We start from the raw sequence: 13,264 nt of genomic DNA on the forward strand, positions 1-13,264 counted from the left end.
TTGAGGATGCCGGCACGGGCCGGGATCCACGGGGGGTCCCGGCCCGTACCGCCCCGCCCCACCCTCGCGACGATCTTGCAGTTGTGGCGCCCCAATTCGCGTATTTCGTCCACGCTTGTGAACCACCACAACTGCAAGATCGTCGCGTTGGTAGGGTGGGGTGGGGGCAGGATGAATGGGGGGTGCCGGCCGCTTCGGGGCGCACATGCCGGTGGTGGTCGCTCGGTCAGGCGAGGCGGCGGTTCTGGCGGACCAGGCCGCCCTCGCACCAGTCGTGGTAGTTGAACAGCTCCGGCTTGGCCAGCAGCACCCGACTGTTGTGCGCCCAGACCTGCATCTGCTCGTCGCCGCCCTGCTCGGCCTGCTCGACCAGCTTGCGCAGCCGCCGTTTGGGGTGGGCACGGAACTTCGTCCGGATGCCGTCGGCCGCGTAGATGTAGAGGCAGTGCAGGGCGAACCGGCGGGCCGGGCAGGACCGGTCCATCGCCAGGTCGAACAGGGTGGTGATCAGCCGGTCACCGGAGACCAGCAGGTCCCAGTCCTGTGGCATGGATTGCAGGGGCACCGAATCGGGCTGGTAAGCCCAGGCACGCAACTCGGTGGGAGACGGGTCCACCGGGTTGGAGAAGCCTTGGAACGCGGTCTGCTGCACGCTCACCGGGCCGACCTTCCGCTCTCGCGAGCGCGGGACACTCAGCGTCCCGCGCGCACCACCACCTGCTGCGGCGACACGGTAGCGTGCCGCCGCCGATCTGGGGAAGAACCCTGACGTGCCATTTCATCAAGCCGTTACGTCAAAAGTACGGAGAGTCCCCCGTACCGGGGCGATTCAGTCGACTGCCGGTGCCGGCTTGAGCGCCGACGCCTGAGCCTTGCGTCGCAACCAGTCCTTGAACCAGCGCATGTCCGGCAGCCGGGCCAGCATCGGACCGCTGACCACGGTGATCAGCACGTACGCCGTGGCGAGCGGGGCGAGTTGCGGTTCGATCACCACCCCGGCGCCGGTGGCGGTGACCGCCAGTCCGGCGATGACGATCGAGAACTCGCCGCGTGGCATGAGTGCGAGTCCCGTACGCCAGCGCCCCGGTAGGGCGATCCCGACCCGGCGGGCGGCCAGGTAGCCGGTCAGCACCTTCGTGCCCATCGTGACGACGGCCAGCCCCAGCGCCGGCAGCAGTACCGGCGGCATGTCGGCGGGGTCGGTGGCCAGCCCGAAGAAGACGAAGAAGACGGCGGCGAAGAGGTCCCGCAGCGGCGAGAGCAGTTCGGTCGCGTGGTGTGCGACCGGCCCGGAGAGCGCGATGCCGACCAGGAAGGCGCCGACCGCCGCCGAGACCTTCAGTCCTGCCGCGAGGCCCGCGACCAGCAGGGTCAGCCCGAGTACGCCGAGCAGCAGCGCCTCCGGATCCTGTGGTGCGAACATCCGGGAGATGATGTGCCCGTACTTGATCGCGACGACCAGCACCACGATGACCGTGGCGACCGCGATGGCCAGCGCCTGCGCCCCGCCGAACAGCCCGATGCCGGCCAGCAGGGCGGTCACCAGCGGCAGGTAGAGCGCCATCGCGAGGTCCTCGATGACCAGGATCGAGAGGATGACCGGGGTTTCCCGGTTACCGAGGCGACCCAGGTCGGCCAGGACCTTGGCGATCACGCCGGACGACGAGACCCAGGTGATCCCGGCGAGCACCACGGCGGAGAGCCAGCCCCAGCCGAGCAGCAGCGCGAACGCGGCGCCGGGGAGCGCGTTGAGCAGCCCGTCGATCAGACCGGCGGGGGCGGCCGAGCGGAGGTTGCCGACGAGTTCGCTGGCCGAGTATTCCAGGCCCAGCATGACCAGCAGGAGGATCACGCCGATCTCGGCACCGACGGCGAAGAACTCCTCGCTGGCGGAGAGCGGCAGGATGCCGCCGTGGCCGAAGGCCAGGCCGGCCAGCAGGTAGAGCGGGATCGGGGAGAGCCCGATCCGGCGGCTCAACCGACCGAGCAGGCCGAGCCCGAGCAGCAGCGCGCCGACTTCGACGAGCAGGACTGTTTGATCATGCATCCGCGATCAGCCGTCCGGATCGCTGTCGGCGAGGATCGCGGTGACGCCGTCGAGACCCCTGCGGGTACCGACCACGACCACCACATCGCCGGCTTCGAAGCGGAACGAGGGATCGGGGGAGGCGATGACCTCGCGCTCGCGCAGCACTGCCACGATCGAGGCGCTGGTCCGGGTGCGAGCCTTGGTGTCGCCCAGCTTCCGCCCGACGTACGGTGACCCCGCCGGGATGGAGATCTGCTCGGTGAGCAGTCCGGCGGCCTGCTGGCGCAGCCCGGAGAGCTGGCCCAACATCAGCGAGGCGCCGAGGATGTCGGCCAGTGCCTCCGCCTCGTCGTCGGTCAGCGGGATGTCCGCCGTGCAGGCGTCGGGATCGTCCCGGTCGTAGAAGACCAGGTCGCGTCGACCGTTTCGATGGGTGACCACCCCGAGCCGGCGCCCGGACGTGGTCACCATGTCGTGACGCACGCCGATCCCGGGCAGGGCGGTCTGTTCTACGCGTACTCGCACGGCAGCAACGCTACCGTGTGCCTTCATACAGCCGCGAGCGACCGGAAGTGTGCTGATCACGGTCGGGTTGGTGGCCGGAATCCCGTTTCTGGAGTGATCGACGTCACAGCGTAGAGTTGAGCGGAATAGACTCAACTCTGGTTGTGTCGTCACCAGTGGACACGCCGATCCAGGGGAGCCCATGAACGCCGAACGCCTCACCACCAAGAGCCGCGAAGTCATCACCGGCGCGGTCGCCATCGCCAACCAGCGCGGCCACGCCACCGTCGAACCGTGGCACCTGCTGTTGTCGCTGCTGGACACCGGTGGCTCGACCGCTGGCGGCCTGCTGCGCGCCGTGGGCGCCAACCCGGCGGACATCCGTCGGGCCGCCGCCCGAGCGGTGGAGAACCTGCCCGCCGCCCGTGGCGCCAGTGTCGCCGAACCCAGCCTGTCCCGGGAGTTCGCCAACGCCATCGGCGCGGCCGAACAGATCGCCCGACCGCTCGGCGACGAGTACACCTCGACCGAGCACCTCCTCGCCGGTCTGGCCCGAGTGGGTGGGGTGGTGGCCCAGGCGCTCAAGGCCGCCGGTGTCACCGAGGACGACCTGGTCGCGGCGTTCCCGACCGTACGGGGCGGGGACCGCCGGGTGACCACCGCCGACCCCGAGCAGACCTACCAGGCGCTGGAGAAGTACGGCGTCGACCTGACCGCCAGTGCCCGCGCCGGCAAGATCGATCCGGTGATCGGGCGCGACTCGGAGATCCGCCGGGTGATCCAGGTGCTCTCCCGGCGTACCAAGAACAACCCGGTCCTCATCGGCGAGCCCGGCGTCGGCAAGACCGCGATCGTCGAGGGCCTGGCCCAGCGGATCGTCGCCGGTGACGTACCCGAGTCGCTGCGGGACAAGAAGCTGGTCTCGCTCGACCTGGGCGCGATGGTGGCCGGCGCGCAGTACCGGGGCCAGTTCGAGGAACGGCTCAAGTCGGTGCTGGAGGAGATCAAGGGCTCCGACGGCCAGGTGATCACCTTCCTGGACGAGCTGCACACCGTGGTCGGCGCAGGCAAGGGCGAGGGCTCGATGGACGCCGGCAACATGCTCAAGCCGATGCTGGCCCGTGGTGAGCTGCGGATGGTCGGCGCGACCACGCTCGACGAGTACCGCGAGCACATCGAGAAGGACCCGGCGCTGGAGCGCCGGTTCCAGCCGGTGCTGGTCGGCGAGCCGACCGTCGAGGACACCATCGGGATCCTGCGCGGGCTCAAGGAACGGTACGAGGTGCACCACGGCGTACGGATCACCGACGCCGCACTGGTCGCCGCCGCGTCGCTCTCCGACCGGTACATCACCGAGCGCTTCCTGCCGGACAAGGCGATCGACCTGGTCGACGAGTCCGCCTCCCGGCTCCGGATGGAGATCGACTCCCGGCCGGTCGAGGTGGACGAGATCGAGCGTGCGGTCCGCCGCCTCGAGATCGAGGAGATGGCGCTGGCCAAGGAGCCGGACGCCGCCTCCGCCGAGCGCCTGACCCGGCTGCGCAAGGAACTCGCCGACAAGCGCGAACAGCTCACCGCCCTCAGCGACCGGTGGCGGCTGGAGAAGGAGCACATCACCCGGCTCTCCACCGCCAAGGAGGAGCTGGAACGCCTCGGCGGCGAGGCCGAGCGGGCCGAGCGCGACGGCGAGCTGGAGCTGGCCGCCGAGCTGCGCTACGGGCGCATCCCCACCATGCAGGGCGAACTGGCAAAGGCCGAGGCGGAACTCGCCGTACTCCAGGCGGCCGGGGCGATGCTGAAGGAGGAGGTCGGCGCCGACGACATCGCCGCCGTGGTCGCCTCCTGGACCGGCATCCCCGCCGGCCGGCTACTCGAAGGCGAAACCGCCAAGCTGCTCCGGATGGAGGAGTCCCTCGGCGGCCGGGTCGTCGGGCAGCCCGAGGCGGTCGGGGCGGTCGCCGACGCGGTCCGCCGGGCGCGGGCCGGTGTCGCCGACCCGGACCGACCCACCGGCAGCTTCCTGTTCCTCGGCCCCACCGGCGTCGGCAAGACCGAGCTGGGCAAGGCCCTGGCCGAGTTTCTCTTCGACGACGAACGAGCCATGGTACGCATCGACATGAGCGAGTACGCCGAGAAGCACTCGGTGGCCCGCCTGGTCGGTGCCCCGCCCGGCTACGTCGGGTACGAGGAGGGCGGTCAGCTCACCGAGGCGGTGCGGCGTCGGCCGTACTCGGTGGTGTTGCTGGACGAGGTGGAGAAGGCCCACCCGGACGTCTTCGACGTGCTGCTCCAGGTGCTCGACGACGGTCGGCTCACCGACGGTCAGGGGCGGACGGTCGACTTCCGCAACGCGATCCTGATCCTCACCTCGAACCTCGGCTCGGGGCAGCTCACCGATCCGACCCTCAACGACGAGCAGCGGCGCGACGCGGTGCTGGCTATCGTCCGTACCCATTTCAAGCCGGAGTTCCTCAACCGGCTCGACGACATCGTGGTGTTCGCGGCCCTGACCGGCGACGACCTGCGGTCCATCGTGGACATTCAGCTCGACCGGCTGCGCCGACGGCTGGCCGACCGGCGGCTCGCGCTGGTCGTCGACGACCCGGCCCGCGACTGGCTGGCCCTGCACGGGTACGACCCGATCTACGGTGCCCGCCCGCTGCGCCGGTTGGTCCAGTCGGCGATCGGCGACCGGCTGGCCCGGGCGCTGCTCGCCGGTGAGATCCGCGACGGTGACGTGGTCCGGGTCGAACTGGCCGAGAGCAAGGACGCGCTGGCGGTCTCCGCCGGCTGATCGGTCCGGATCCGGGTGGGGGCGGCTGCTGGACGGGCGGCAGGCTTCCACCGGGATCCGGGTTCGGATGGGCTCGATTGGGGCAGAATCAGAGACATGGCTGATTCCCCCGCACCGGGTTCCCCCGCCCCGGGCGACGGCATCGAGGCGGCGGTGGACCAACTCCGTACGGCCGAGGCGGTGGCGTTCGGCGGGGTGGGTTTCGCCGGCCGGATCCTGCCGTCCACCGAGGCGTACCACACCCTCGAGGTGGCGCTGCCCAGCCGGCTGGACGAGGTACGCCGGCACATCTGCGAGCTGCTGGCACACGGCACCCCCGCCGGCAAGGTGTACGCCGCCACCCTGCTCACCCGCTTCGACCCGGCCGCAGCCCGCGCCGCCTGGGAGTCGCTGACCGGCGAACGGGACGAGTTCACCACCTACACCGGTTGCCTGGTCGACCAGCGGACCGTCGGCGAGTACGCCACCGCCCAGCTCGACCAGCCCTGATCCGTACGGCGTTCGCGAACGGCTTTTCGCCCACTGTCGCCGGCTGCCCGTGATCGCTACCGTCACGCCGGTGAGCTACGCGTGGCAGTACCCACCGCCCGGCTTCCCGCCGCCCGGTCCGCCTCCCTTCCCGCCGTACGCCGAGCTTCCACCACCCCCACCGGCGCGGCCGGCGACCGTGACCGTGGCCGGGTGGCTGGTGTGGGGTGTCATCGGTGTGCTGCTGGCCGAGATCGTGCTCGGGGTCGCGTCCGCGGTGCACTTCGCGGGCGAGATCGACCGGGCCGCGGCCCTGACCGATCCCGCCCCGTCCGAGGTGAGCGACGAGCGGGTCGGCAACATCATGGGTCTGCTGTTCACCGGGGTCCCGGCGCTGGTGTTCGCGATCTGGCTCGCGATCTGCGTACCGCCGCTGCTGCGGGGACGCAACGCCGCCCGGATCTTCACCATCATCCCGGCCGGGCTGATGCTGCTGCTGTCCTGTTGTGCGCCGGTCGGCCTCGGCTTGCTCATCGGGGGCTTCCTGCTCAGTGGCCCGGTGCTGGACGAGCCGACGGCGAGCGGGCCGTGGCCCGAGTCGCAGCCCGGTGTGCCACCCGCCTATCCCGACGAGCCGGACTTCTCGGAGTTCGAGGACTCCGAGTTCTACGACCGGCTCTACCTCGACACCGACCCGGTCTGGGACATCCTCGGCATGGGCGCCCCGCTGCTGTCGCTGCTGGCGTTCGGGCTGGTCGTGGCCGTCGCGGTGCTGCTGCTGACGCCGTCGGCGAACCGGTTCTTCCGGCCCCGGTACCTCCAGCCAGTGTTCTGGCCCGGCTACCCGTACCCGGTGCCGGTGTTCGCCCCGCCCGGATACCCCCACCAGCCGCCGCCGATCGCCCCGGACGGGTCGGGCGAGGTGGGGAAGGAGCCGACCGCCTGAGGTCGGGTGGCCGTTTGGTTGCCGTCGATGGGTGGGTACGGGTGCGCGGGGTTGTTACCGTCGGCGCCCGAACAAGGTCGAGAGGAGTGAACCCGGTGAGTGGCGGGACTGCGTACCTGGTGGCGGCGCTCGGGTGCCTTGTCGCGGTGGCGGGCGTGGTGGTGGCCGTACTCGCCCTGCGCGCAAAGCGGCGGCAGGCCCGGAAGGCTGGCCCGACGAAGGAACGGGACCCGTTCCGGGTGGCCGACGACGACGCCGACGCCCTCCGGGGTGACCCCCGCCGACTGCGTCCCGGTGACATCGTGGAAATCCGGCACACTCAGTACGGCGTACGCGGAACGGTGCGGTTCGCCGAGGGCGGCTGGACGTGGACCGAGCACCTGCTGGACGACGCGCACGGCGCGAAGGTCTGGCTCTCGGTCGAGGAGGACCCCGATCTGGAACTGGTGCTCTGGCACGAGGTTCCGGTCACGGAGGCCGTACCGGCACCCGGCCCGCCGCGACTCGACTTCGACGGGCGCGTCTACACCAGCGACGAGACCGGGCAGGCCAGCTACACCGCCGCCGGCACCACCGGGCTCAACCCCACCGGCAAGGTCCGCTACCACGACTACGTCGACCCGACCGGTGCGAAGCTCTCCTTCGACTCGTACGGCGACAGCACGACCTGGGAGGCGTCCCGGGGCGAGCTGCTGCACCGCGCCGAGGTGCAGGTCTATCCACAGTCGACATCCGGTTCCGACGGTGCACCGACGGGGCGGGCCGGCTGAACATGCTCGTCACCCTGGACACCCCGTACGCCGACACCACCGCCGCCGAGCTGAGCCTCGCCCTCGGCACGCCGGAACTGCCCGCGCTGCACGTACTCGACCTGGCCCATCCGGACCGGCCGGGGGTACGGCTGCGCCTGCGCCTGCTCGGCGCCTCCCACCAGGTTGTGCTCCGACGGGACGGTGACGCCGTCGAGGGTCGGGAGCCGACAGCGGGTGAGCTGGTCGAGACGGTGGCCTGCCTGCCCGGCCGGTCACCCGACCTGCCGGCGGAACTGGCCGACCCGTCGACCGGTTACCGGTTCGCCGCTCGGGTGCTGCGGCTGGACCCGGCCGAGATGTCGGCCCGTACGGCGGTGCTGCGGCGGGAACTCGCCGACGACCCGTACGCGTTGATCGGGGTCTTTCCCGGTGGCCCGGAGGCGATCACCGCGCTGCGGCTGCACCGCGACGACACCACGGCCGACCGGCTCGGCGGCGGCGACACGATCGGTTGGCACACCTGGCACGCGTATCCGCAGAGTGGCGAACTCGTCGAGACCGAGACGGTGGTGAGTACGGCATGACGTACCGCAGGTGGTTTTTCATCGGTTCGGCGTTCGCCCTGGTGGGGTCGCTGGTCGCCGCCTTCGCGATCTTCTCCGGCAGCTTCTCCCCGCGCGGGTACGTGCAGGACCACTACTCCCGGGCGTCGTCGCGGGACATCGGGTCGCAGGCGCTGGCGTACACCTCGGGCAAGGCGCCCAGTGCGGTGGCCAAGGACGTCACCGACACCTGGCGCCCGGCCGACCAGTACGTCGACGGCAGCGGCGTCTACCTACGCTACGACGACGACTCGGTGGTGATCCTGCCGCTGGCCGGCGGTTCGCTGATCCTCCTGGAACGCCTCAGCACCGCCCATCCGCGCTACCACTCCACGATCGGCAACGCGTGGGGCTGGGGGCGGGGCGTGACCGTACGCGGCGGCGGCCCCGGCGCCGGCAAGTAGTTCGTTTCCCCTCCTCACCCTCGGGAGCCTCATTGAGCACCCTCGTCAACGACCTGCTGGCCACGCTCGCCTTCGGCGTGGTCGGCGTGCTGCTGATGGGCGTCGGCTACGCCCTGGTCGACATGGCCACGCCGGGCCGGCTGCACGAGCTGATCTGGGCGGACCGCAACCGCAACGCCGCGCTGCTGCTCGCCTCGAACCTGGCCGGTGTCGGCATCATCGTGACCACCGCGATCGTGGCCAGCGACGACGACTTCCTCGCCGGCCTCGTCGGCAGCGCGGCGTACGGGCTGATCGGGCTGCTCATCATGGCGGGCGCGTTCCTCCTGCTGGACATGGCCACGCCGGGCCGGCTGGGGGAGATCCTGGTCGACCCGGAACCCCATCCCGCGGTCTGGGTCTCGGCGGTGGTGCACCTGGCCACGGGTGCCGTGATCGCCGCCGCGATCAGCTGATGGCGGACAGGTCGGGGCCGGACCCGCAGGCGAAGCCGCCCCTGAGCCCCGCCGAGGCGGCGAAGCGGGCGGCAGCCCAGCGGGCCGAGACGGCCAAACGGGCGGCGGCGAGGCGGGCCGCATCGGCGAAGGGACCCACGGGTGGTCGGGGCAACCGGGACAAGCGGATCGCCACCCGGCTCAAGGTCGGCGGCCTGGTGCTGGTCGTCGTGCTGGCGGTCGTGGGGATGATCCTGCTCGACCGCGCGGACGGGGAGACCGGTGGCGGCGGTACGGCCGTGCCCCCGCCCGATCCGACCGAGCGCGCCGACACCGTCGTGCTGCTGAGCAACGCCCATCAGACGCAGCAGATCTGCTACGGGTGGGAGCTGCACGGACAGATCTCGAAGGTGAGTGTCGGCTCCAATCTCGGCGACGGCGTGGCGGTGGAGGCCGACCCGACGCGGTGCCCCCGCTGGGTGAAGGTCATCGCCGATGTCGTCTACACCTCGGAGAGCAGCGAGGCCAGTGATCACGCCTCGTTCTGGGTGACCAGCTCGGATGACCTGTCGGGGATCGACTACGTCGAAGGGCTGGGTCGGTTCGGACTGACCAACGACGACTTCCTGGCCGATCCGGGCTGGGCGATCTGCCGGGCGGCCGTGTTCCTGCCGCTGCTGGTGGCCGAGTCCGGTGCGGCGCCGGCCGTACCCGTGAAGACCGGACCGGATCCGTCGGCGTCACCGCAGGCCGCCCCGGCCGCGCTGCCGGACGCGGGCAGCGACTTCTGGCGTGACCGGATGGCCCAGGTACTCGGTGCCGGCTTCCTGTTCCTGATCAGCGTGCTCCTGGTCGCCATCGGCTGGTTCGAGCGCCGCCACCAGCGCCGCCCCGGCACGAAGCCGAAAAAGCCGTCGACCGGCACGGGTGTCAGCCCCGGCACGGATGCCGGTCCCGGTGCCGGTGCCGGGACCGGTGCGAACGGTCCCAAACGATGACGGTCGAACCGGCGACCAACCCGACCGAGACGCCCGAGGCGACCAACCCGACGGAGGCGACCGAGACGGCTGGTGGAGCCTCGCGTCCGCGTTGGCGGGGGGCGCGGGCGGCCGTACTGGTGGCGGTTTTCGTCTGTGCGGCGTGCGGGCTGGTCTACGAGCTGGCGCTGGTGGCGCTGGGCAGTTACCTGATCGGGGACACGGTCGGTCAGGCGTCGATCGTGCTCGGGGTGATGGTCTTCGCGATGGGCGTCGGCGCGCTCGCCGCCAAGCCGTTGCAGTCCCGGGCCGCGGTTGCGTTCGCCGCCGTGGAACTCGCCCTCGCGCTGTTCGGGGGTCTGTCGGTGCTCGGGCTCTACGCCGCCTTCGCCTGGCTCGACCTGTACGTCCCGGCCCTGGTCGGCACCGCGTTCCTGCTCGGTCTGCTGATCGGGGCGGAGATCCCGCTGCTGATGGTCCTGCTGCAACGGATCCGGGCGCAGGCCGCCGGCAGCGCGGTCGCCGACCTGTTCGCCGCCGACTACGTCGGTGCCCTGCTCGGCGGGCTCGCCTTCCCGTTCCTCCTGATGCCCGTCTTCGGACAGCTTCGCGGGGTGCTCGTGGTCGGCGTGGTGAACGCGGTGGCCGGGCTCGCGCTGGTCTTCACCGTCTTCCGGCGCGAGCTGGGTCGGCGGGCCAAGGTCGGTCTGACCGCCGGGTCCGTGGCGGTCGGGCTGATCCTCGGGTACGCCTACGTGACGGCGTACGACTTCGAGGTGACCGCCCGGCAGCAGCTCTTCCGGGACCCGGTGGTGTACGCCGAACGCAGCCCGTACCAGGAGATCGTGCTGACCCGGTCGGTTCCGCTCGTCTCCCAGGGCGTGACCGACCTGCGGCTGTTCCTCAACGGGGACCTCCAGTTCAGCTCGGTCGACGAGTACCGCTACCACGAGGCGCTCGTGCATCCGGTGCTGCGTGGCACCCGTGGTTCGGTGCTGGTCCTCGGCGGTGGCGACGGGCTCGCCGTACGGGAGCTGCTGCGCTATCCCGACGTCGGCTCGGTGACGGTGGTGGAACTCGATCCGGCGGTGATCCGACTGGCCCGGACCGAGCCGCAGCTCCGTACGCTCAACCACGACGCGTTCACCGACCCGCGCGTACGGGTCGTCAACGCGGACGCTTTCCAGTGGATGCGTACCCAGGCGCAACGGTTCGACGCGATAGTGGTGGACCTGCCCGACCCGGACGAGACGGCCACCGCCAAGCTCTACTCGGTGGAGTTCTACGCACTCGTACGCGCGGTGCTGGCCGACGGTGGGCGGATGGTGGTCCAGTCGGGGTCGCCCTACTTCGCGGCGAAGTCGTACTGGTGCATCGAGTCCTCGATCCGGGCTGCCGGCTTCGCCACCACGCCGTACCACGTGGACGTGCCGTCCTTCGGTGACTGGGGTTTCGTGCTGGCGGCGCCGGGACCGACCGCGCCGGTGCTGGGGCTGCCGTCCGACGTACCGCCGCTGCGGTTCCTCGACGCGGACACGCTCCGGCTGGCGGCGAACTTCCCACCGGACCGGCGCCGGCAGGACCTGCCGCCGTCCACCCTGCTCCACCCCCGCGTCCTGGAGTACGCCCGCGCGGAGTGGCGCAGCTACTGAGCCCGGTTCCGGACCCGATCGCCATCGACGCAGAGCGATGCTTTGGCGGCGTGGCGTCGGACGACACGCCGGTTTGGCCGGTAGGGCTGGCGGGGTACCGATACGGTGATCCTCGATCTGAGGGGAAGGAGCGCCGTGTCTGATCCGAATTACCCGGCGGGTACCGCGGCGAGGCCGCGTCCGAGCACCGTCACCTACGCCGGTTATCTGCTCTACCTGGTCGCCGCGGTCCAGTTGATCGGGGCGCTCATCACGCTCCCGCTCATCGGCACCATCAGCGACGTGTACGAAGAGGCGTACGCCGGCACCGACCTGGATGGCGCGGGTTCCATCGGCACCGTGACCACCGTTGTCACCGCGGTGGTGGGGCTGGTCGTCGCCATCGGGCTGGTTGTCCTCGCGCTGTTGAACAACCGTGGCAAGAACCCCGCCCGGATCGTGACCTGGGTGCTCGGCGGTCTCTTCTTCTGCTGCTCGGTCGCGGGTCTGGCACTGACGGCGGCGGGCAGCGCGCTCACCCCGTCGTCCAGCGGCGACGCGAACGTGCCGGACGAGGCCGAGGTCCAGCGGATGTTGGACGACCGGCTGCCCGGCTGGTACGGACCGGTCAGCGACCTGCTGAGCGTGATCGCCGTGCTCGCCGTCCTGGCGGCGCTGATCCTGCTGGCCCTGCCGCCGTCGAACGAGTACTTCCGCAAGGTGCAGCCGGTCTGGCAGCCGCCCGTACCGGGCTCGGCGTACCCCGGTTACCCGCAGGCGGTCCCGCCGACCACTCCGTCGCAGCCGTCCGGACCGAGCCCGACCACACCGCCCACCGACCGGCCGAACGGTGACCCGGACGACCAATGGGGACCCCCGCCGTCGGCCCCGCCACCGTCCGGACCCTCGACGAGCTGACCCGACTGCCGGCGCGTCGACCGGACCGGAGACTCGTCGAATTGGTCGGACCGGGATAGGGCTTCCCCGTGATCCCCCCGAGTAGGTTGCATTCCGACGCCTACTCGGGGGGATCTGTCGTGTCGGACCCAGCACACGTATGGCCCGGCGGCCCGGTCCCGCCGGTGGCCGGTTGGCCTGCCCCAGCGCCCGCTGTGGCGCCGAACCGGCGTCCGGGGGTGGTGGTGCTCGCCGCCGTGGTGCTGGGCGTCATGGCGGCCGGTGGGCTGGTCCACGCGATCCTCGGACTGGCCACCTCGACCGGGACGGTGGACCGGTTCCGGGCCGCCGCCGGACAGGCCGGTGTCGACCGTTCGGAGGTGGACGGCTTCGTGGCCCTGCTCCGGGTCGGCGCCGGAATCAGTACCGCGGTCGCCGTCGGGGCGGCGGTCCTGCTGGTCGCGCTGGCGGTCGGCAACCTGCGCGGCGCCAACCGGGTTCGGATCACCACCTGGGTGGTCTGCGGGCTCGGTCTGCTCTGCGGTTGCGGCACCCTGGCCACGGTGATCGCGCAGCGGACGGTGCCGCTGACCAGCACCGCGGACGACCAAATGACAACCGAGCTGATCCGGGCGCTCAGCGACGCGTACCCGTCCTGGTGGGTTCCGCTGACGGCCGGGCTTTCGGTGGCTCAGGCACTCGGTTACTTTGTAGTAGCAACGCTGCTGGTGCTGCCCGCCGCGAACGCCTTCTTCCGTGGGCGGACGCCTGTCCCGGTGCAGCCGCCGGTGCCATCGCCGCCGAACTGGTAAGGACCTGCCTGTGC

General features: G+C 71.1%; 14 protein-coding genes. 11 read left to right on the forward strand and 3 right to left on the reverse strand.

Translation table 11 applies throughout. The annotated features are described in order from the left end of the window. Window positions 1–226 precede the first annotated feature (226 nt). The 3 genes from ACWEFB_RS08560 to ACWEFB_RS08570 form a co-directional block, all read right to left on the reverse strand. Window positions 227–658: a hypothetical protein gene (locus ACWEFB_RS08560; protein ID WP_326562006.1), complete on the reverse strand. Its 432-nt coding sequence runs from the start codon at window positions 656–658 to the stop codon at window positions 227–229. 171 nt (window positions 659–829) lie between these two features. Beyond that, the gene (locus ACWEFB_RS08565; RefSeq protein ID WP_326562007.1) at window positions 830–2,047 is read right to left on the reverse strand and encodes a cation:proton antiporter; all 1,218 of its coding nucleotides are present in this window, start codon (window positions 2,045–2,047) and stop codon (window positions 830–832) included. A 6-nt stretch (window positions 2,048–2,053) separates the two neighbouring features. Continuing rightward, window positions 2,054–2,554, reverse strand: a complete 501-nt coding sequence (locus tag ACWEFB_RS08570; protein ID WP_326562008.1) for a cation:proton antiporter regulatory subunit — start codon at window positions 2,552–2,554, stop codon at window positions 2,054–2,056. Between the two features lie 181 nt (window positions 2,555–2,735). Here ACWEFB_RS08570 and clpB point away from each other — a divergent pair, with 181 nt between their 5' ends. The 11 genes from clpB (at window position 2,736) to ACWEFB_RS08625 (ending at window position 13,250) form a co-directional block, all read left to right on the forward strand. Then, window positions 2,736–5,327 (forward strand): ATP-dependent chaperone ClpB, encoded by a 2,592-nt coding sequence (gene clpB / locus ACWEFB_RS08575; protein ID WP_452283589.1) that lies wholly within the window; start codon window positions 2,736–2,738, stop codon window positions 5,325–5,327. Window positions 5,328–5,423: 96 nt separating this feature from the next. After that, window positions 5,424–5,816 carry a hypothetical protein gene (locus ACWEFB_RS08580; RefSeq protein WP_452283591.1) on the forward strand — a complete coding sequence of 131 codons (393 nt, stop codon included), beginning with the start codon at window positions 5,424–5,426 and terminating at the stop codon, window positions 5,814–5,816. 70 nt (window positions 5,817–5,886) lie between these two features. Then, window positions 5,887–6,741, forward strand: a complete 855-nt coding sequence (locus ACWEFB_RS08585) for a hypothetical protein (protein WP_452283593.1) — start codon at window positions 5,887–5,889, stop codon at window positions 6,739–6,741. Between the two features lie 95 nt (window positions 6,742–6,836). Beyond that, entirely contained in the window at window positions 6,837–7,511 is a 675-nt protein-coding gene (locus ACWEFB_RS08590) for a DUF4178 domain-containing protein (RefSeq protein ID WP_452283595.1), read from the forward strand. Between the two features lie 2 nt (window positions 7,512–7,513). Beyond that, window positions 7,514–8,077 (forward strand): DUF2617 family protein, encoded by a 564-nt coding sequence (locus tag ACWEFB_RS08595; protein WP_452283597.1) that lies wholly within the window; start codon window positions 7,514–7,516, stop codon window positions 8,075–8,077. Beyond that, window positions 8,074–8,499, forward strand: a complete 426-nt coding sequence (locus ACWEFB_RS08600) for a DUF4247 domain-containing protein (protein WP_326562014.1) — start codon at window positions 8,074–8,076, stop codon at window positions 8,497–8,499. Before ACWEFB_RS08595 ends, ACWEFB_RS08600 begins: the two co-directional genes overlap by 4 nt. Before the next feature lie 32 nt (window positions 8,500–8,531). Continuing rightward, window positions 8,532–8,954 (forward strand): DUF350 domain-containing protein, encoded by a 423-nt coding sequence (locus ACWEFB_RS08605; RefSeq protein ID WP_452283599.1) that lies wholly within the window; start codon window positions 8,532–8,534, stop codon window positions 8,952–8,954. Continuing rightward, window positions 8,954–9,931: a hypothetical protein gene (locus ACWEFB_RS08610; RefSeq protein WP_452283601.1), complete on the forward strand. Its 978-nt coding sequence runs from the start codon at window positions 8,954–8,956 to the stop codon at window positions 9,929–9,931. Before ACWEFB_RS08605 ends, ACWEFB_RS08610 begins: the two co-directional genes overlap by 1 nt. Further along, window positions 9,928–11,562 carry a polyamine aminopropyltransferase gene (locus tag ACWEFB_RS08615; RefSeq protein WP_452283603.1) on the forward strand — a complete coding sequence of 545 codons (1,635 nt, stop codon included), beginning with the start codon at window positions 9,928–9,930 and terminating at the stop codon, window positions 11,560–11,562. Before ACWEFB_RS08610 ends, ACWEFB_RS08615 begins: the two co-directional genes overlap by 4 nt. A 135-nt stretch (window positions 11,563–11,697) precedes the next feature. Continuing rightward, entirely contained in the window at window positions 11,698–12,459 is a 762-nt protein-coding gene (locus ACWEFB_RS08620; protein WP_452283605.1) for a hypothetical protein, read from the forward strand. 119 nt (window positions 12,460–12,578) lie between these two features. Then, complete coding sequence (locus tag ACWEFB_RS08625; RefSeq protein WP_452283607.1) at window positions 12,579–13,250, forward strand: hypothetical protein; 672 nt, start codon at window positions 12,579–12,581, stop codon at window positions 13,248–13,250. Window positions 13,251–13,264 lie beyond the last annotated feature (14 nt).

It is taken from the genome of Micromonospora sp. NPDC004704 (assembly GCF_053601675.1).